Annotated in this window: 14 protein-coding genes; 2 read left to right on the top strand and 12 right to left on the bottom strand. The window is 50.6% G+C overall.

All coding sequences use genetic code 11. The annotated features are described in order from the left end of the window. From CFI03_RS28085 to arfA, 5 genes are all read right to left on the bottom strand, one after another. Complete coding sequence (locus tag CFI03_RS28085; protein WP_248762429.1) at window positions 1–657, bottom strand: response regulator transcription factor; 657 nt, start codon at window positions 655–657, stop codon at window positions 1–3. A 124-nt stretch (window positions 658–781) separates the two neighbouring features. Beyond that, window positions 782–2,560 (bottom strand): acyltransferase family protein, encoded by a 1,779-nt coding sequence (locus tag CFI03_RS28080; protein WP_248762427.1) that lies wholly within the window; start codon window positions 2,558–2,560, stop codon window positions 782–784. A gap of 1 nt (window position 2,561) precedes the next feature. Then, the gene (locus CFI03_RS28075; protein WP_481857717.1) at window positions 2,562–2,978 is read right to left on the bottom strand and encodes an LCP family glycopolymer transferase; all 417 of its coding nucleotides are present in this window, start codon (window positions 2,976–2,978) and stop codon (window positions 2,562–2,564) included. Between the two features lie 209 nt (window positions 2,979–3,187). After that, window positions 3,188–4,117, bottom strand: a complete 930-nt coding sequence (locus CFI03_RS28070; protein WP_248762424.1) for an ArsR/SmtB family transcription factor — start codon at window positions 4,115–4,117, stop codon at window positions 3,188–3,190. A gap of 13 nt (window positions 4,118–4,130) precedes the next feature. Then, window positions 4,131–5,642 carry an arabinosylfuranosidase ArfA gene (gene arfA / locus CFI03_RS28065; RefSeq protein WP_248762423.1) on the bottom strand — a complete coding sequence of 504 codons (1,512 nt, stop codon included), beginning with the start codon at window positions 5,640–5,642 and terminating at the stop codon, window positions 4,131–4,133. 247 nt (window positions 5,643–5,889) lie between these two features. On the opposite strand from arfA, the gene CFI03_RS28060 reads away from it, so the two are divergent. Beyond that, window positions 5,890–6,708 (top strand): GGDEF domain-containing protein, encoded by an 819-nt coding sequence (locus CFI03_RS28060; RefSeq protein WP_248762422.1) that lies wholly within the window; start codon window positions 5,890–5,892, stop codon window positions 6,706–6,708. A 52-nt stretch (window positions 6,709–6,760) separates the two neighbouring features. Here the strand turns inward: CFI03_RS28060 and CFI03_RS28055 are convergent, their stop codons facing one another. The 7 genes from CFI03_RS28055 to CFI03_RS28025 form a co-directional block, all read right to left on the bottom strand. Next, window positions 6,761–7,489, bottom strand: coding sequence for a sulfite exporter TauE/SafE family protein (locus tag CFI03_RS28055; RefSeq protein ID WP_248762421.1), 729 nt, complete (start codon window positions 7,487–7,489; stop codon window positions 6,761–6,763). 22 nt (window positions 7,490–7,511) lie between these two features. Beyond that, window positions 7,512–10,967, bottom strand: coding sequence for a glycosyl hydrolase 53 family protein (locus CFI03_RS28050; RefSeq protein ID WP_248762420.1), 3,456 nt, complete (start codon window positions 10,965–10,967; stop codon window positions 7,512–7,514). Between the two features lie 237 nt (window positions 10,968–11,204). After that, window positions 11,205–12,788: a DUF3502 domain-containing protein gene (locus CFI03_RS28045; RefSeq protein ID WP_248762419.1), complete on the bottom strand. Its 1,584-nt coding sequence runs from the start codon at window positions 12,786–12,788 to the stop codon at window positions 11,205–11,207. A 60-nt stretch (window positions 12,789–12,848) separates the two neighbouring features. Next, a complete protein-coding gene (locus CFI03_RS28040; protein WP_248762418.1) occupies window positions 12,849–13,766 on the bottom strand; it encodes a carbohydrate ABC transporter permease in 918 nt (305 codons plus the stop codon). 83 nt (window positions 13,767–13,849) lie between these two features. Then, entirely contained in the window at window positions 13,850–14,770 is a 921-nt protein-coding gene (locus CFI03_RS28035) for an ABC transporter permease (RefSeq protein ID WP_248762417.1), read from the bottom strand. Window positions 14,771–14,972: 202 nt separating this feature from the next. Continuing rightward, complete coding sequence (locus tag CFI03_RS28030) at window positions 14,973–16,532, bottom strand: response regulator (protein WP_248762416.1); 1,560 nt, start codon at window positions 16,530–16,532, stop codon at window positions 14,973–14,975. Then, window positions 16,529–18,307, bottom strand: a complete 1,779-nt coding sequence (locus tag CFI03_RS28025; protein ID WP_248762415.1) for a sensor histidine kinase — start codon at window positions 18,305–18,307, stop codon at window positions 16,529–16,531. The genes CFI03_RS28030 and CFI03_RS28025 overlap by 4 nt, the downstream gene beginning before the upstream one ends. 166 nt (window positions 18,308–18,473) lie before the next feature. Here CFI03_RS28025 and CFI03_RS28020 point away from each other — a divergent pair, with 166 nt between their 5' ends. After that, window positions 18,474–19,910 (top strand): SpoVR family protein, encoded by a 1,437-nt coding sequence (locus CFI03_RS28020; protein ID WP_248762414.1) that lies wholly within the window; start codon window positions 18,474–18,476, stop codon window positions 19,908–19,910. Window positions 19,911–19,963 lie beyond the last annotated feature (53 nt).

Genomic DNA, 19,963 nt, shown 5'->3' with positions numbered 1-19,963 from the left:
CTAATCCTCCAGCCGGTAACCGATTTTGAAGACGGTTTTGATTCGGTCTTGCAATCCAAGCTTTTTGCGCAGCGACTTGATATGCATGTCTACCGTTCTTGTATCGCCGTAGTAGTCAATGCCCCATACTTTATCAAGAAACTGCTCCCTGGAAAGAGCGAGATTTTTGTTCTTAATCAGAACGAGAAGCAGGTCAAATTCCTTGGGTGTCAGCTCCACCGGCTCATCCTTTAAAGTCGCTATTCTTTTATTCGGATACACACGGACGTCATCAATGATAATCTCCGCATCTTCCTTGCCGTATCGGCGCAGCACGGTTTCAATCCGGGCAAGCAGTTCTATTCCCTCAAATGGTTTGACCATATAGTCGTCGGCTCCCAGCTTGAGGCCGTTTACTTTATCGAATACGGTATTTTTCGCAGTCAAGAAGATAACGGGTATCCCCTTTGGTCTGATTCTTTCCATTAGAGCAAAGCCATCCAGCTTTGGGATCATAACATCCAAAAGAACAAGATCTATTCCCCCTCCCTCAATCGCCTCTAGCGCCGCGATTCCGTCAAAGACCTGTACCGTTTCATAATGAACAAGAACGAGATTCATCTTAATAATATTTGAAATGTTCATATCGTCTTCGACGATCAGAATCCTTTTATCCATGACCAGCATCCCCACTTCTTCCGATTATCCGTTAATCCGGGCATTACTTATTGTAAATGCCAATTCTTAAAAAAAACGAAATATCCGGAATACAACATAATCCAATAATTAGGGAACGGTGCTTTTATCGAATCGCCTCCTCAATGAGTCCCGCGTAGGCTTCTGCTCCTTTCGGCTGCAAATGAACGCCGTCTTTCGTAAACCATTCCGTCTTGCCTTTGCTGAATGAATGCCAATCAATCAATTTCACATTGGAATGCTCATCGGCCGCTTCCGCCAGCGTCTTGTTCACCGTATCCTGCCAATCTCTCGGCACGCGGGAGTTCACCACATAGATTTGCTTGTCCTCTCCGATTGCATCCAGTAGCTCATCCAGCTTATTCGAACGAAACGGTCCATTCGTACCCAGCTCGATGACAATTGTACTTCCCAGTTGATGATCAGCCTTTAATGTATTTACTACATCAATTGCGTCTGATAATTGCCGGCTTACCTTGCCGTCGACCACGATGTTTGGAATAAGCTTTTCCAAATTTGGTTTTACGCCAACGATTACGGAATCACCAATCACCGTTACGCCTCCCGATTGTCCCTCATGCGTTGCTGATGAATGACTTGGTGCCTGTGTCGGTGTCGCCGTATCAGGAGTATTCGCAAAAGTTTCTTCAGTTGTTTCGCTTGGAAGGGCCAGTTTATTCTTTCCGGCACCTTCGCATGCTGTGTTTAGAAGCATAATCACAATTGCCATGCCCAAAGTGATTGTCCGATAAGCATTTTTCATTTTTTTAGAATTCATCGACTTTCTCTCCTTCTTCTTGTTTTTAAACCATGTGCCGTTACGAATCGGATTCTCGAGATAGCGGTAAGATAAGGAAGAAATAATTAGGATTATGACTAATTGAACAAGCTGGTACGGCAGGTTTGACTCCGCGCCGGGTTCCTTGGGGCCAGCCAGCACCTGCACCGGATAATGCCATAAATAAATGCCGTAGGAACGAACCCCGATCCAGCGAAGCGGCTTCCATGCCAATAACCTTCCTATTTTGCTGAACGGGCTCGCTGAAGCGACAATAACTAATCCGGAAGCAACGGATAAAACAAGCATACCGCCTCTGTACAGCGAATCGTCATATTTGTCTATGCTCGCTATCATCCAAATCGAGACGCAAAGTCCAATTGCCCCTATGACATCCAGCAAAACGCTTCCCTTTCGTAGGGGCTCGACAAGGCTGCGGCTAGGAATAAAAATCGCGAATGCTGCACCAATCAATAGCCCAAATGCACGCGTATCGGTACCGTAGTAGACTCTACTCGGATCAGTCCCGGGAATGTATAAGAACGCCATGGCTATAAGTGAAGCAGCCGCAACAGTCAATGTTGCTGCCAACAGCTTGCCTCGCGTCGGGAAAGGAATGAAACGGATCATCCCCCATATGAATAGAGGCCATAGCAGGTAAAACTGCTCCTCCACCGCCAGTGACCATAGATGGCCTATAGGTGATAACGGACTAAAGCTATCGAAATATGAAACTTGCCGATAAATCAGATACCAGTTGCTTGTATAGGTCAGGGCAGATAACAACTCCCTGTGAATACCGGATAATCGCCCGGGGTCGGTAAGCGCCAGATAGACGGTTACGGCAAGAAGCATGAACAGCATGGCCGGAAGCAGCCTTAAGGCTCGTCTGATCCAGAATCGGCCAAGGTTGAACCTTCCGGTGCATCTTCTTTCTTCAAGAAGCAAATCGGTAATGAGGTAGCCGGATAAGACGAAAAAAACTCCAACGCCAAGCAATCCCCCTGAAGCGGCAGGCCAGCCGAAATGATAAGCGATTACCGCGAATACGGCAATGGCACGCAGACCATCCAGACCAGGCATGTATCGGTTTTTCGTTTGCGGCATATTATTCCCCTCCGTCTCCAGCTTTTGCTCCGGTGGTATCCGCATTCGAACCAGATTGTTCGGTGTTATCACTATAATTCATGTCCTTGTCTACATCTAAGTTTATACCGCCAAATGCGTCGATCAACGATTTGAAACCCTGGAAATCCGTATAGACATAATATTGGATATGATTATCCCCTCCCATCAGCAGGATGTTAACGGGCTCTGTTCCGGTCCACTCGACGGGTTTCATGGATTCATCCTCTTGATGCGCGCCGATTTGAAGTTCATTCTTCGATGAGCCAAGATTATCGAGCGCCCGGTATACCCCCATGCTTTGATAACCGAAATAGCCTGAAGGAATTAGAACCAAGACAACGATACTAATCGAAATCATCCATTTCCTTCGAGCACTTGGTGCTTGCTTGTTGCTCACTTTATTCTCCTCCTTGTCTTACCTGATGCAGATACAGTATAGGACAGGGATGTATTCGCGATATGGAGGAGTTGTGATGAAGTTGTAAAGTCGCAAGATAAAATAAGACGTTCCTTAAGTCATTGAAATGACCAAGGAACGTCCCCTGTTTCTATGATGTTGGCCGCTTATGCCTGAACGACCTATAAAAAGAAAGGACTGCTGAGTCATCAGCAGTCCAGCCCTTCCAAATAACTCACGCGGAAAATCATGTCCTGATTGTAATTCCCGAAGCCTTTGCCGAACAACGTCAGACCGCCGACATGGGCGGCGTTGTCTTCGACGGCAATCCTGAAAACCCACTGATTGCGGTTCAAGCCAATCTGGTCGATTCCGACATCCGAAATTTTCTGACCATCGATGAAAGTACCGTTTTTCTGGACGCGGATAATTTTGAGCAGGCCGTACTGATTAACGAAATCCTGCCACCAGGTTGGCGTGTATTTCCCTTTTACGGCTCCGTAATCGCCAGGACTGGTCCACATGCCGATCCGAACACCGTTCAAGGTAAATACGATATCCGATGGCCAGTTCTCGTTGTAACCCGGCGCCTCGGAGCTGATCTCCAGCACAATCTCGAGCTCCTCTGGGCGCTGGCCCGGCAGCAGATAATTCGGGATCCGATATTCCACGTACCCTTTGCCGAACCATAGAATGCCGGCATTCATCCGCTCCGGCTCAAGGAAATACCTCGGGTCATCGAATTGGCCAATGACTTTCTCCGTTGTTGCGATACCGCAGGTCGGATACACCTCAAATTCGGTATAATGGCCGACCGGTATACTGATCTCGTGGGTTTTCTTCGGAGTAAAGCCGGGCTGCGGCAAATCAATCTGGATGCGAGAGGCCGCGATTTCGCAAATTTTATGCGTGCCACCCTGTTTTCTGACCATCTTCGTCTGGATAATTCCCGCCTGCTCGAGCTTGCGGACATGCATCGTTACGATGGCACTGCTCAGCCCAAGAGCGGCAGCCAGATCTTTGACATTCATCGGCTCAGCTGCAGCGGCGAGAAGATCCAGAATATTTAATCGCACAGGACTAGCCAGCGCTTCATAAAGCGGAAGCCAGGCTTGATCGGTATCCGCTTTGATTAACATGTTTCACATCCTGTTACTGAAGTTTAATTCGAATGACGTTCCAGGAAGCTTTGCTGAGAGAAGCTTCAATCGTGCCGTTTTGTTCAAGCTTTGCATTGCCGTTCGCATGCGGTTTCACGTTATCCGGATTTGCTGCCGTATTAACGGCTTGCAAGTCGTCATTCTCAAGGACAATATGCTCGATGACGCGGAACGAGCCAAAGCTGCGAAGATCGATGTCAAACGTTCTCGCATTGTCCAAATCGCGGTTAACCGCAAATACGGTTACTTCTCCAAGCTCCTCGTTATGAACGGCTACCGCTTCCACATAAGGTACATCGGTGTAATCCTTGGAGTCGTATTTATCCGATTTGAGCAAAGGAACCAATACCGTGCCGCGGCCGAACAGGCTTGCATGCATATACGGATAATAGATCGATTGCTTCCATGCGGCTCCGCCGTTCTCCGTCATAATTGGCGCAATAACGTTAACGAGCTGCGCGAGACAAGCCATTTTCACCCGGTCGGCGCGTTTCAGCAAGCTGATCAGCATGCAGCCAACCACAAGCGCGTCCTCATGCGTATAAATATCCTCCAGCTGCGGCGGCGCGATGGACCAAGGCTCGATCTTGCGGTCGCTCTCGTTGGAGTGGAACCAGACATTCCATTCATCGAAGCTGAGGTTAATGTTTTTCTTGCTGCGCTTCTTCGCTTTCACATAGTCGGCCGTGGAAATAACCGTCTGAATAAAGGAATCCATTCCTAACGATTGAGCCAGGAAGTTCTTCGTATCCTTGTCTCTATTTCCATAATACTGATGCAGCGAAATGTAATCAACGTTATCGTACGTCAGATCAAGCACGGTTGCTTCCCAATCCGGGAAGGTTGGCATGCCAAGGCCCGAGCTGCCGCAGGCCACGAGCTCAATCGTTGGATCCACCCAACGCATGATTTTAGCCGTTTCATTGGCAATGCGGCCGTATTCCACGGCTGTCTTTGCGCCAATCTGCCAAGGGCCGTCCATCTCGTTGCCAAGGCACCAGGTTTTAATATTATGCGGGTCTTTGTAGCCATGCTTAATGCGAAGATCGGACCAATACGAGCCGGAAGCATGGTTGGAGTATTCGATCAGATTGCGGGCTTCTTCCGGCCCGCGGGTGCCGAGGTTAACAGCCATCATCGCTTCGGTGTTTGCTTTTTTGCACCAGTCCACAAACTCGTTAAAGCCTACCAGGTTAGGCTCGATTGTCCGCCATGCCAGCTCAAGACGGCTAGGGCGGTCCGCAACCGGACCAACGCCGTCCTCCCAGTTGTAACCGGATACAAAATTGCCGCCAGGGTAACGGACGATAGGTACGTCTAATCCTTTTACAAGCTCAAGCACGTCCGAACGGAAGCCTTGCTCGTCTGCGGACGGATGATCAGGCTCGTAAATACCGCCGTATACCGCACGTCCCAAATGCTCAATAAAGGAGCCGTAAATTCGTTTATCTACTTCGCCTACGATAAAATCTTTGTCAACGATCATCTTTGCACGGTTCGTCATTAAAGAATCACCTCATGATAAATGTATAAATCAATATCTTTATTAAACATCAGCCAATGAAATAATTCAATAACGAATTCTTATATAGTTGAATTAACAAAATTATTAATTATATAGATTAGTTTCATTTTGAAATACCCATTATTAAGAAGTTCTATGTTGAGTCCGCAGCCGGTTTCGACTAAACTGGAATCAGAAGGTAATTTTTCGATATGGTTCGCCATTCTTGCAGGAGATGAAATACGCAATGCCCAGCAAAATTCGCTCATTCGACGATGCAGCCGGACATGTTCTACAGCTTTTGACCTCGTTTCTTCATGTCGACACTCTCTTTATCGCGGTTCAGGAAAGATCAAACCACCGGATCATAGCTGCTTATAACCGCAGAGACACCCTCGTGCAAGCCGGAATGACTTTTCAATCCGATATCAGCGTAATTATTGGACAACGTTCCCACTATATAGTTCCGATATCAACAAGCGATTGCGTTGTTCATGGCGCTCTTTATCTGGTTGACCGGGATTCCTTGTCCCTCAGCAAAGAGGAGCAGTCGCATCTGAATTCCCTAGCCGCATTGCTTGGTTACACCATAGATTTGGAGTTCGCAACCGTTACCGACAGTTTAACCGGGTTGTACAATCGAAGGTTTCTGGACGAGCTGTTCCAGCGGAACGTTGAGGCACCTCTAGGGGTCCTGTTTATCGATCTGAACGACTTCAAGCAGATTAACGATCAATTCGGCCATGAGTTTGGAGACCTGTTGCTCATTGAAATCGCCAAACGCCTGAAGCAGCAAATCCGGCACAGCGACCGGATCGTCAGGTACGGAGGCGATGAGTTTATTATCTGCTTCCAGAACTTAAGCGAGGATAACGGCGTTCGGACGGTACACGACAAGATCAACGCAGCTTTCCTGGATCCGTTTCTTGTTCAAGGCAAGCCCATTAGCCTATCGGCCAGCATTGGCATAAGCTCCAATCAAGACCGGTATACCAGTCTCAAGCAGCTGATTACCGACGCTGACCAAGCGATGTATCGAATGAAGCAGTTAAGAAAAAAACCTTGAAGGGAAAGCGCCATACCTAGGCGCCACACCTTCAAGGTTTTTTGTTTTGCTGCTAGCCGATGAGTCCGCCCACCGCTGTCCATATCCCGGTAATCAGGATGAGCCAAAGCGCGATTGTTTTGAACAGCTTGTCATTAAGCCGTCCAACCGCCTTGATTCCCATAATAACCCCGGCAATAAGCGCCGGAACCGCCCAGCCTACCGTCTTCATAGCCGTCTCGTTAAGCAGTCCTTCATACCTATACGTCCCTATCGTAATGATATTCAAGATCAGGGCGTAAGCCGTAATGTTCGCCCGGAAGGTCATCTTGTCGAGGCCTTGGTTAGTCAAAAATAGCGCCACCGGAGGCCCGCTCATCGAGATGCTCCCGTTCAAAAAGCCGCTTACCGCACCAACCGGCGCATAAGCCAGCCGGCCAAGCGGAAAGCTTTTTCCGCTCAGCATCAGGATGGATACGACGGCGACAAGCAGGCCTGCCCCAAGCTTCAGCGCATTCGCCGGAACATATAGCAAGGCATAGGTTCCAAGCGGTGCCGCGAGCAAACTTGCGGCCATAAGCGGCCAAATCTGCCTGATCCGGATATGCTTCCGGCTGCTGTACAGCACGGCAATGTTGGTTAATAGACTTAAGACAACAACGACGGGGACGGCCTGCTGCATCGGCATCAGCTTTACAAGCAGCGGCATAGCTATTAGAGCAAAGCCAAAGCTTGTTAATCCCTGCACAAAGCCTGCAAGCAGGACAATCATAAAAACAAATAGCAGTTCATCTAGATGCATAACGGAAGGAAAACTCCTGATTCTATTTAAGCAAGCGATAGACGACTTCAGCTGCCTCCGCGCGTGTCATCGATGCTGCCGGGGCAAACCGGTCACCGCTCCGTCCTTTTAACAGCCCTTGCTCATAAGCCCATTGTACAGAAGGCATAGCCCAATCCGCAATTGACGATTTGTCCAGGAACGGAAGTTCCTTGTCGGCATTAGAAGAAGCTGAGGCTGTTTTATGGAAAATTGCATAGGCTTTGGCCAGCATAACGGCCATCTCCTGGCGTGTAATCGAGCCGTATGGCACAAACAGCTCTGCCGAACGTCCTTTTACAAGACCCGCTTCATAAGCCGCCGATACGGCTTCGGCATACCAGGCGGCTGCCGGAACATCGCTAAAGCGCGAATCTTGACCGCCGGTACCGGACAGCTTTAATGCACGAACAAGGATGGCGGTGAACTCGGCACGGCTGATCGCGCGCTCCGGTTCAAAGCTTGCGGCAGCAGTCCCGTTAATAAACTGCTTCGCCGAGAGGGATCCGATCGCAAGCGCTGCCCAATGCGCGGCCGGCACATCCTTATAGGACTTTTTCACTTCAAGCAAACCATAGCTGCTGAAATGCGCAACCTCTGCCTGCCATACGCCATTTGCGAATTGCCCGCCAACATAATGGATGGATCCGTCTTCAGCGATATAATAAATGCCCGTCAATTCCGCGTTCCCGCTTTGCGAAGCCTTCATGCGAAGAGTCAACGGACTGCTGAACTTGGTCAGCTTCTCCACATTGCCGGCCGAATCGGTTACCGACAACTCAAAGTTATAAACGGTGCCAAGCGCTCGGACATCCGCGCCGGTGACGGCAAGCCTTGTATCCGCAGCCTCCCCTGTCACGGGCACGAGGCTTAAAGTAATCTTGCTGCCCGCCTCCGTCTTCAGCTTGCCAAGCAGCTCGGTTACGACCGCCGAAGGAATCGTGAGGGACAGGTCTGCGGCAGACAAAGTAACAGGCCCTTTCTTCAATTGATCATACAAGCCGGCTGGTAAAACGGCCTGCGTTGTTCCCGTCGGCAACTCTACCGTATAACCGCCCTTGCCGTCCGCAGCCAATTGGGAGGAAGTAACGGTAGCAACACCGTTCATGTTATCGCTTGATCCACCGCTATTGCCGCTGCTTGTTCCGCCGTTGCCGTTATTATCGCCGCCGGAGGGCAGATCTCCTACTCTCACCAGCGCAATATCGTCCACGTAGCCCCATGCACCAGCCGGAGCATCCACATCAAAACCAATGGATGCTTTGCCGTCACGAACTGCAATGATGCTTACCTTATAAGAATGCCAATCGTTCCAGCCGGTATTTACAACATCGGTGCTGTACGTTAATCCGCCGGATTTGGCGAACAAGCTTATCTTCTGCTCGTCGTATACGCCGCCGGAAGCCGATGCGCGGAGCTCGTAAATGCCGTTTTCAAGGTTCTCGAAAGACTGCGTAACCGTATGCTTAAATGCCGTGCCCAGCCAATAATTAAGCGCGTACTCGCCGGACTTGGCATTAGCCGCATTATGCTCGACCTTAACCGCTCCGCTATCCCCCGTAACCGTCCAAGGTACAAGAGCGCCGGTTTCGAAGCCTGGATTTTGCACGACGTTAACTTCTGCCGCTTCCACTTTTACCAGCTCAAGCTTGTCAAAATACCCCCATGCTCCTGCCGGTCCGTTTACGTGAATACCGACCTTTACTTGGCCGTCCGTAACCCGAATCTCTCCAATCGTATATTGCTTCCAGACGTTGTATCCGGCATTCGTTACCGGAGTGGAAAGCGTCTGTTCGCCGGTCTCAGCCGTCAGCGAGATCGTCTGGTCCGCATATTCGCCCCCGGAAGCATAGCCGCGAAGCTCATACGTTCCGTTCTCAAGACCCGTTACCGTCTGAGATACCTGATAAGCAAAAGCCGAGCCCGACCAATAATTCAAAGCGTATTCGCCAGCTTTTGCGTTGCCCGCGTTATGTTCGATTTTCACCGCGCCCGTATCGCCGGAAACCGTCCAATCCGCCAGCGTACCGCTCTCAAAGCCGCCATTTTTCAACAGATTCGGACTTCCCGTCACCGTCACTTCTACCGAGGTACGAAGATTCGTGCCCGCCACATTCCCTTGAACCGTAAACGTTCCCGGCGTACTCAACAGCTCCGGGTTATATTCCTCCCATTCAACCGATGCCGCCGTAATGGTCCCTTCGTTATAAAGCACCTTTGTATCTGCCGGCAGTATCAAGGCATCTCCCGTTGCAATCGTAACCGGTGTCGCCGGGTACACGAGGATCGGATCTACGCTTGCGATGCTCCCCGGTACATATTGGAATGCGTTAAGCGAGTCAAGCGCATTGCCGTCATAATCAAACATCGCCTGATTCTCCCATGCATTGCCTTCGCCTTGCTTCCAGCCAACGCCCGGCAGCCAAGCCGGCTCCCAGTAAAAGACCCCGAGTCCCAGTCCGCCTTGCACATGGGCAACGGTGTTCAGCACCGTCTCGGTGACAAGCTTCTGGTTCGCCACGGATGCTTCAAAGCCAACCAGCTTCGTTTCGTTCTCGCCAACCGTATTGGGATGATCATCGCCATTCTCAAGCGTATTGGCATACGACGTTTCCGCCACAACAATCGGCTTGCCGTATCTTGCGGCGATATCGTCCATATTGGATTTCAGCTGCTGGAACGTGCCGTGCCAGAACGGATAATACGACATGCCGATAACGTCATAGTCTACATTCCGCGCTTCCATTGCGTCAAAAAAGCTGCGGAACTTGCCGTTATTGCCGCCTTCCGCCAAATGCAGCATGATTTGCGTCGTTTGACCGTTTGGCGTAGTATCCCGTACCGCTTTAACGCCTTCGCCGATCAACCCGGCAAGGTTATCCATATTGCCGGTCGATCCGTCGGGCAGCAGCATGCCGCTGTTAATTTCGTTGCCAATCTGCACCATGTCCGGATAAGCATCCGCATCCGCCAGATCGCTCATGACATCCGCCGTATAATCATAGACAGCTAACTTCAGATCCGCAAAGCTGAGGTCCTTCCACGCCGCCGGCTTTACCTGCTGACCGGGATCCGCCCAGAAGTCCGAATAATGGAAATCCAGAAGCAGCTTCATTCCTGCCGCCTTCACCCGCTCCGCCATCGCTAGCACATGAGCCTTGTCATTGTAGCCATCCGCTTGCACCGGGTCATTCCAAAGGCGAAGACGGACGTAATTGACGCCATGATTTTTCATGATGGTCAATAGATCCTGCTGGATTCCTCCATCGTAAAACTTCACATTCTTATCCTCGAGCGCCTGCAAAGTCGAAATATCGACGCCTTTAATAAACGTATCGGGATCAGACAAATTGCTCTCCGCCGCCTCCGCTTTTTTCACCGGCCCAACGGCCAGCATCGATGTAAGCGCTAACGTAAATGTGAAAAATAAAAGAATGCTTTTTCTAGTAAGTAATTTCATTTATTTTCCTCCTTTAAAGGTTTTAAAAAAGGAGGAGACATTAGTCCCCTCCTACTACCGGTAAGAAGTGTCATAATAGAGAATATTTTTACGTAAGGAAAAGGGGTGTCCCCTGAGGAGCGTTAGCGTCCGCCTTTGTCTGCGGGAAATCTCCATTGGAGAGTAAATTCGAATTTCCTGCAGACAACAGTGGCCGAAGGGGATACCCCGTTCCGTCGTAAACGGATTCTCTTCAGTTTATTGAGCCGCCAAAAACGCATCGATCTGAGATTGCAGCTCTTTCTGCACCTTCTCGATACCCGCTGCTTTCAGCTGCGCGATCAGATCCGCTTGGCCTTTGTCGATGTCCTTGATCAGGCCGTACTCGAGCGGAATCGCGTAACGAAGCATCACGTTGCCTACGTTAGCTACTTCGTTCTTCACGTTGGCGTCATTGAATACAAAGGTCTCAAGCTTGAAATGGTAAACCTTCTTTTCCCAATCCGTTGCAATCGCGTCTGCTTCCGCCGGATACGATGCGTCTTTGCGGTTCAGAGGGGAGTTCGAGCCCCAGTTGGAGAAGCCGGTGTAGTTCGGCGTGCCAGGCAAAGCGTTAAACTTGTCATCGCCTACTGGCTCATAGTTCGTGCCCGCAATGCCGTACATGAACAGGTCATGGATTTCTTTATCGTTTTGCAGCAGGTCAAGCACCATGAGCGAGCGATCCGCTTTCTTCGACGTCGCATGGATCGCAAAGCCGTTTTGCGTCGAGATTGCCGCGATTTTCTTGCTGTTAGGCGTCAGATCCGCGATGGCCAGCTCAACATTCGGCTGCTCGCGTTTCAGTTCAGCAAGGTTCATCGCTACCGTACCCAGGTTTTGAGCGTAGGAAGCGGTTTTGCCGGCTTTAATATCCTGCCATACGTCGTTTTTGTTGGACACGATATTTTTGGACCATGCGCCGTTGTCAGCCAGATCTTTATAATAAGCAAGAAGGGATTTGAATTCCGGTGTGTCGTAAATGTTGAATACTTTGCCTGTTGCATCGTCCAGCTTGTAAGCAAGCGGCATGCTGTAGTCGACCAGGTTGAAATCATTCGCCTGCTCGAGCAGGATCTGGTCAAGCTCATGCCATTTCCAGCCGTCGGCGCCTTTGGCGTTAAAGCCGTTAATGCCTTTTTCGTTAGCCGCAATCGCCTTCAGGTAAGCCGCGTAAGTCTCAGGGCTGTTAACCGGCTCCAGGTTATATTTCTTGCGCAGATCTTCGCGGATCAGCACCGCTTTGTCCGTTACTTCCGGGTTGTTGTTCGGCACCATGAACTGCTTGCCGTTCACCTTGGACTGCTCCCATGCTACCGCAGGCATAGCTTTCATCGTTTGCGGCATAAACTTGCTGAGCATATCGTCGGTCAACTCCATGAAGCCGCCTTTGAGTGCTTGGTCGTTATAGAACGCCCAGTTAGCCGTATACGCAATATCGAAATCTTCGTTTGCCGCGAATTTCAGCGGGTACTTCTGCGTCCAGTCCGCCCAATCGAGGAACTCGGCATCGATGGTTGCGTTAACCTTTTCTTTCAGCTTTTTATTGATCTCCGCGAATACCGCGTCGTAATCAACAGGCTTGCCGCCAACCATCAGCATTTTGATCTTTAGCTCTTGCGAGGTGTCAACCGCGCCGGCATCAGCCGATGCCGCAGGAGATTGCGATTCCGCGGCAGGCGACCCTGTCGCTCCCGCATTTGTTCCGCCGTTATTACCATTGTTGCTGCCGCATGCACCAAGAACCGTAGCAGATAGGGCAAACGTTGCTGCCAGCATCATGACCGTTTTTTTGTTTTGCATGTGTGTATCCCCCTAAATAATGGTAGTCCTATATGATAACCAGGTCGCCCTGAGGTCATCCTAACCTTTTACTGCGCCAAGCGTGAGGCCTTGCACGAAATAACGCTGAATGAACGGATAAGCAAGCAGGATCGGCCCGGTAGCGACAATCGTCATCGCCATTTTCAGGCTTTCCGTCGGAATGTTGGTCGTAACGACAGCTCCCGAGGCAACCATCGCCTTGCGCATGCCATCCATATTGCCAAGCATTTTGTACAGATAATACTGAAGCGGCATGAGCTTCTCATCGCTCACGAACAGCAGCGCATTGTACCAGTCATTCCAGTAAGCCAAAGCGATGAACAAACCGATGGTGGCAAGTACAGGCTTGGACAGGGGCAGGATCAGCTGGACGAAAATGCGGAAATCCCCCGCTCCGTCGATCTTGGCCGATTCGGTAATCGCCTCCGGAATGCTGCTCATGAACGTCTTCATGACGATAATGTAGAACACGTTCAGCAGCATCGGGAGAATAAGGACGATCAACTTGTCTTTCAAATCCAGATACGTAACGATCAGCATATACCATGGTACAAGACCTCCGCTGAACAATGTCGTAAAGAAGAAGAAGAAAGCAAACTGGTTGCGCCACCTGAAATCTTTGCGCTGAAGGACGTAAGCCGTCATCGCGGTTATGAATAAACCGACTAGCGTCCCGGCTGCCGTCACCGCAATGGTGACCCCATACGCCCGGAGCATTTGCTCCGGATATTTAAACAGAATGCTGTAAGCATCCGTGGACCACACCGCCGGTATGAGCTGATAACCTTTCTCCACAATGGAGCTTTCCTGCGATAATGAGGATGATACTACAAGCAGGAACGGTATGAAGCAGATAACAGCCAAGAGCGATATAAAGTTGTATCCGATGACTCTCAGCAGCATGATGTCCGCCTGACGTTTAACCCCGCTTTTCCCCGTTTGGGCAATTGCACTCATCTATAATCCCTCCTAAAAAGAATTGTCACACAAATAGCCTCTATCTGCTGTTTGTGAGAATTCTTGCTTCGTAAGCATATGCTTTAGAACAAAGCATGATCTTTGTCGTATTTGCGTACCGCATAGTTAGCCAGCAAGATCGTTGCAAAGCCAAGCACGGATTGATAGAAGCCTGCAGCAGCCGATAAGCCGATTTCGTTCGAGGTCGTCAGCGACCGGAAGACGAAGGTATCGATAACGTCGGTTGAAGAGAACAAGAGGCCGTTGTTGCCGACCATGTTGTAGAACATCCCGAAATCTCCTCTGAAAATATTGCCGACGGCAAGCAGGACCAGAATGATCACGGTTGGGAACAGATTCGGCAGCGTAATGCGCCAGATCCGCTGGAACACGTTTGCTCCGTCAATTTCCGCCGCTTCGTACATCTCGTTGTCGATCCCCGTAATGGCCGCCAGATACATAACCGAACCGTAGCCAAGCGTTTTCCAAGCGGATACGAGCACGAGAATGACCGGCCAATAGGAAGGCGTGTTGTAAATATCAACCGGTTGCATGCCTACAGCCTTCAGCAGCACGTTCAGCGTACCCACGTCGTAGTTGAAGAGGTTGTAAGCAATAGCGCCTACGACAACCCACGAAATAAAGTAAGGAAGGAACAGCATCGTCTGCGTTAACTTGCGGAACCATTTGCCCACCGCTTCGAACAGGAAGATCGCCGCCGCGATTTGCAGCACGTTGTTGACGATGATAAAGGCGATGTTATACAGCGCCGTATTCCTCGTAACCATCCAGGCATTGCCCGATTCGAAGAAAAAGCGGAAGTTGCTGATTCCGTTCCACGGACTTCCGAATATGCCGCCCGTGTTGTTGTATTGTTTGAATGCAAGCACAATGCCGGCCATCGGGACGTAAGCGAACAGTATAAAAAAGAATACCGCCGGCGCCAGCATGAGCAGCAGCGTCTTGTTCTGAAAGGCGTAACCCCAAAATCCGCGTTGCTTCATTCGTTTTCTCCTCCTGTACAATCTCTCTGTCTTATACGTTAATTATATAAACCTCGCGGCCCCTCCAAAATTAAGCAAAACTACAAAAAGTAATACTTAATCTACGATTTTGGCCGGAAAGTTTAGTTTATAAGGGGATGAAAAACAAAAGCCCGCAGGCTTGGAAAAACAGCCGCAGGCTTATGAATGAAGGTCAATCGGGCTAGATTTTATGCTTCTTTCGGTATTCGCCTGGTGTCATGCCGGTAAACTGCTTGAACTGCCGGTTGAAATAAATGATGTTCTTGTAGCCGACCCTCTCCGCTATTTCGTATACCTTCAGACAAGGATCCGCAAGCAGCTCCCTGACGCGGTCCATGCGCCGTTCATTCAGCCAGTCGCTGAATAAGGTACCGGTCTCTTCCTTGAACAAGGTGCTCAAATAATTGGGCGTAAAATCAAAAAACGCCGCTACTTCCTTCAGCGTAATCTTCTGCTCCAGCCGCTCGTCCACAAACGCCATAATGTTATCGAACAGCTTGCGCTTCTGCTTCTGGCGCTTTACGTACAGCAGCTCGGACAGCTCGAAAAACCTTCTTCGCAGCCAGGACAGGATATCGTCGATCGTCTCGAACTGGAACAGTACGGCCGCCTTTTGCGCATCCCATTTCAGCAGCTCGTACAGATTTTCGTTTTGCTGCAGCAGATCGGCATGCAGCTTCGACGTTACCCGGATAATCAGGTCGTACGCATATTGCTTCTGGGATACGTTTTCGTTCTTGTCGAACAGCTTCAGCAGCCGGTCGTCTATCGCTACCAGATCGTAATCGAGAATGGCGTTCAGCATCTCTTCGACGTTCTCTTCGACATTGTTCTCCAGCTTGTCTTCTCTTGCCGTGCCGGATACGTCCTTGATTAGCCGGTTTTTGCCCAGCAGCCACTTCGCGCTAAGGGCCGCCTGCGCCTGCCGGTACGATTCGCGAAGCTCCTCCGTGTCCCGTGCGGAGCTGCCGGCTCCTGCCGTGATCGTTACGGGGAAGCTCTGGCGGACCTCGCCAACCAACTCCTCCAGCATGGCGTTAAACCGGTCATCGGAAATGGGAGAGAGAATAACGATCCGCTGATCATGGCTGACCAGCACCGTACCTCCGTCATGGTCGCCAACGAACTGCTCGATAAAGGAGGAGATGCTGCGGACCTGGCTGCGCCGCTCCTGTTCGGGAATTTTCCACTCCACGTCGTCGATCTCGATAACCGCTGCGGCTGCCCCGTATTGCAGGAGCGAGTTCAGGAACGGAGCGATATGCTCCCGCTCATGCTCTTCTGTTGCATCGGCCAGCCACTTAAGCATCAGCTCCCTATTCACCAGCGATAAGGCCTCCGTTACGATCGAATGCCGCTTCCGCTCGCTCTCCACCTGCGTATACACCGTTTCCAGCATCTCATGCAGCTCCTGGTCCTTGACCGGCTTCAGCAGGTAGCCCGAAGCATTCATCTGAATCGCTTCCTTCGCGTATTGAAAGTCCTCGTGACCGCTTATAAAAACAACCTGCACATGCGGATTCCGTTCCTTCGCCTTCCGCGCGAATTCCGTCCCCGACATAATCGGCATCCGGATATCGGACAGAATGACATCGATCCGCTCGTCTTCCATCAGCCTCAGAGCTTCAAAGCCGCTGCTTGCCGTCCCCACCACCTGCAAGGGCAGCGGGCTGCCCGTTACCCTGCGCCGCATCCATTCCAGATCTATCGCTTCGTCATCTACTAGTAATACTGTAATCATGCCAGCAGTCTCCTTTGCTCTTCCTCGTCCACGTTGCCCTGCCGGTCGATCGGCAGCAGAATCCGTACGGTCGTCCCTCCGCCAAACACGCTTCCGATCTCAATGCCGTACTCGTCGCCATACCGCAGCTTGATGCGGTCATCCACGTTGCGGATGCCGTATCCGCCCGATTGCCCCGGCTGTGCCATTACGGCCTTCAAAGCATCCGGCTTCATCCCGATCCCGGTGTCAATGACCTTCAGCTCCACCTTATTCCCTACCGCTCTGCCGCTGATCCGGATCGCGATATGGCTGCCAAACCAGGCATGCTTGAAAATATTTTCTACAAAAGGCTGCAGGATCAGCTTAATCACCTTGCAGTCCCCAAGTCCCCGTTCCATATCGATATGAACATCAAATTTCCCCGCGTATTTTATACGCTGAATGTCCAGATAAGCTTCAACCTGCTCAAGCTCCTTCGCCAGCGGAATAAACACCTGGCCATCGTTCAGCGTAAGCCGGTAAAACTTCGCCAGCCCTTCCACCATGCCCGTCACCTTCTCCGTCTCCGACAAATTCGCAAGGCTGCCTATCGTCGACAACGTATTGTACAGGAAATGCGGATTAATCTGCGCCTGCAGCGCTTCGAGCTCCGCCTGTTTTTTCTGAATGCCTTCCACGTATACCTTTTTGATCAGGTCCTGAATGTTCTCCGCCATATCGTTAAACGCGCCGGCAATATGAACGAACTCGTCATTGCCGCTGAAGCGCAGTCGCTTCTGGAAGCTTCCCTGCTGGAAGGAACGGAGGAACGTGACGATACGCCTCATTTTTCGTCCGGACAATCTGGCTACGAGGAACCCGATAATCGACATCACAAGGAAGCTGATCAGGCATACGTAGAAAATAACGCTCCCCAGCTTGCCCGCATCCTTTCTCAGGTATTCGTTCGGAACCAGCGTCTCTATTACGAAGCTGGTGTTCGGAATCTTATTTTGCATAACGAGATAAGTGCCGTTATCCTCCTCTGGCATCGTGCTTGCAGCAGCTGCCCCGTCCGTATCCCCATTGTCTCCCCGTTGATAGAGAACCGTATCGCTGCCCGTGTCCACCAGGCGAAGAATAAGCCCCTCCTCGGTTGGAAACGCTTTAAAATCCCCAAGCAAATCATCCAGCCGCGTCGTAATTCGGACGTAGCCGATAATCGTCTTATAATCGTTGTAAGAGACCAGCTTCCGGAAATGCGAAATATTGTTCAGGGTCCGGTCGGTGTCGACCTGCAGCCATATATTATCCTTGTCCGAATCCTGAATTGCATTGAACCACGACTTATTCGTAATCTCGCTGTACGGCAAAATGTAATAATCGCTGTCCTTAATCTCCTCGTACATGCTGTCTCCGTCAACCTCGTTCAAATAGCCGTTGGTCGTATAAACTAGCAGCCGGATATGATTGCCGTACAAGTGAAGCGGCGCCTGGATCTGAGGCACGATCTCATCCAGCATCGTCAGATACGTCTGGAGCGGATCTCCTTTCTTCTGCAGCGCCCGCTGAAAGGATAAGCTGCCGAACAGCGTATCGGACATCCGCTGAATCTCGCCCAGCTGGTAGCTCAGGTTATTTTCCGTCTGCTCCATGGCCGTCTTAATGTTGGTTTCTGCCATTTCCGTACGGGATTGCACCAGCATTGTATACGAGACATAACCGATGACAACGTCCGTAACCAAGACCAGCAGCAGGTAGGAAATCATCATTTTATACGTAAACGGCATGAAGGTTCTCATCCGCTTCTCCATATTGCTGCGCCCTCCTAGGTCCTATCGTTCATGAATAGGGAAATCATATACGAATTTGTCTAATAAATAAATAGGAGATTACTTGAACGCTAAAGGGCATATCCAACCGCCGCGGCGGCATACACATGGTATGAACGGTATTTATCAAGTACGGGGGGATAGCGGAATGAATCAGGATGAGATCCGTGCACTGGAATATGCCATCGATGAAATTACGGAAATCGCGACAGGTTTCGGTCTAGATTTTTACCCGATGCGTTATGAGATTTGTCCGGCGGACATCATTTACACCTTTGGCGCTTACGGGATGCCGACGCGCTTCAGCCACTGGAGCTTCGGCAAAACGTTCAACAAGATGAAGATGCAATACGACTTCGGTCTAAGCAAAATATACGAGCTTGTGATCAACTCGAATCCGTGTTACGCCTTCCTGCTCGAGGGCAACTCGCTGATTCAGAATAAGCTTATTGTCGCGCACGTTCTGGCCCACTGCGATTTCTTCAAGAACAATGCCCGCTTCAGCCAAACCAACCGCAACATGGTGGAGAGCATGTCCGCTACCGCCGACCGCATTCATCAATACGAGATGGACCACGGCACGGAAGCCGTCGAGAAGTTTATTGACGCCGTTCTGGCCATTCAGGAGCATGTGGATCCGACCATTATTAAGCCTTACCAGCTGGATAAGACCCGGTATATCGAGCTGCTGACGAAGGAAAAATCGCGTTCCTCGAAGCAGTCGGCAAAGTCGGAATACGAGGATTTGTGGTCACTCGAGGAGATCGCCGAGTCGGCTGGAGCAGCCCCTCCGGCGTCCAATCACTTCCCTCCGGAACCGGAGAAGGATCTGGTCTGGTTCATCGAGGAATATTCGCCAAAGCTTGAGCCTTGGCAGCGCGACATCATGTCGATGCTCCGCGACGAGATGCTGTACTTCTGGCCGCAAATCGAGACGAAGATCATGAACGAAGGCTGGGCTTCGTATTGGCATCAGCGCATTATCCGCGAGTTATCGCTTACAAGCGACGAGACGATCGAGTTCGCCAAGCTGAACTCCTCCGTCGTTGTCCCTTCCCGACACAGCCTCAACCCGTATTATCTCGGGCTGAAGATCTTCGAGGATATCGAGAAGCGCTGGGATAAACCAACGAAGGAAGAGCAGGCGCGGTTCGGACGCGTGCCGGGCAAAGGCCGGGAGAAAATTTTCGAGGTCCGGGAAGAAGATTCCGACATCTCCTTCCTGCGCAACTACTTAACGAAGAATCTGACCGACGAGCTCGATCTTTACATCTTCGAGAAGAAAGGCCCGGAATGGAAAATTACCGATAAATCCTGGGAAAATATCCGCGATCAGCTCGTCTATTCCAAGGTAAACGGCGGCTTCCCAAGCATCGTTGTCACCGACGGAGACTTCAACCGCATCGGCGAGCTGTACCTGAAGCATAACTACGAGGGAACCGAGCTGGACCTGAAATACGTCGAGCGTACCCTCCCTTATGTCGTGCAGCTTTGGGGCAAGAATGTCCACCTCGAGACCGTCGTTGAGGACAAAAAAATCGTGTTCAGCTGCGACGGGAAGAAGACCAGCCGGAAGTTTGTGTAGAGTTTCGAAGTTAAAAAAAGCCGCAATTCAATTGCCTTTATCTAGGCATTGAA

The organism is Paenibacillus sp. ATY16 (genome assembly GCF_003399985.2).
Lineage (GTDB): Bacteria > Bacillota > Bacilli > Paenibacillales > Paenibacillaceae > Pristimantibacillus > Pristimantibacillus glycanilyticus.
Note: the sequence above shows the minus strand (reverse complement) of the source record. Positions and strands in the feature narration are given on the sequence as shown.

What these genes read in the sequence shown, in the direction of transcription:
- CFI03_RS28055 (WP_248762421.1), bottom strand. Translation starts at nt 7,489, where the DNA reads ATGCATCTAGATGAACTGCTATTTGTTTTTATGATTGTCCTGCTTGCA.
- CFI03_RS28035 (WP_248762417.1), bottom strand. Translation starts at nt 14,770, where the DNA reads ATGAAGCAACGCGGATTTTGGGGTTACGCCTTTCAGAACAAGACGCTG.
- CFI03_RS28070 (WP_248762424.1), bottom strand. Translation starts at nt 4,117, where the DNA reads ATGTTAATCAAAGCGGATACCGATCAAGCCTGGCTTCCGCTTTATGAA.
- CFI03_RS28060 (WP_248762422.1), top strand. Translation starts at nt 5,890, where the DNA reads ATGCCCAGCAAAATTCGCTCATTCGACGATGCAGCCGGACATGTTCTA.
- CFI03_RS28085 (WP_248762429.1), bottom strand. Translation starts at nt 657, where the DNA reads ATGGATAAAAGGATTCTGATCGTCGAAGACGATATGAACATTTCAAAT.
- CFI03_RS28020 (WP_248762414.1), top strand. Translation starts at nt 18,474, where the DNA reads ATGAATCAGGATGAGATCCGTGCACTGGAATATGCCATCGATGAAATT.
- arfA (WP_248762423.1), bottom strand. Translation starts at nt 5,642, where the DNA reads ATGACGAACCGTGCAAAGATGATCGTTGACAAAGATTTTATCGTAGGC.
- CFI03_RS28040 (WP_248762418.1), bottom strand. Translation starts at nt 13,766, where the DNA reads ATGAGTGCAATTGCCCAAACGGGGAAAAGCGGGGTTAAACGTCAGGCG.
- CFI03_RS28030 (WP_248762416.1), bottom strand. Translation starts at nt 16,532, where the DNA reads ATGATTACAGTATTACTAGTAGATGACGAAGCGATAGATCTGGAATGG.
- CFI03_RS28050 (WP_248762420.1), bottom strand. Translation starts at nt 10,967, where the DNA reads ATGAAATTACTTACTAGAAAAAGCATTCTTTTATTTTTCACATTTACG.
- CFI03_RS28025 (WP_248762415.1), bottom strand. Translation starts at nt 18,307, where the DNA reads ATGGAGAAGCGGATGAGAACCTTCATGCCGTTTACGTATAAAATGATG.
- CFI03_RS28045 (WP_248762419.1), bottom strand. Translation starts at nt 12,788, where the DNA reads ATGCAAAACAAAAAAACGGTCATGATGCTGGCAGCAACGTTTGCCCTA.
- CFI03_RS28080 (WP_248762427.1), bottom strand. Translation starts at nt 2,560, where the DNA reads ATGCCGCAAACGAAAAACCGATACATGCCTGGTCTGGATGGTCTGCGT.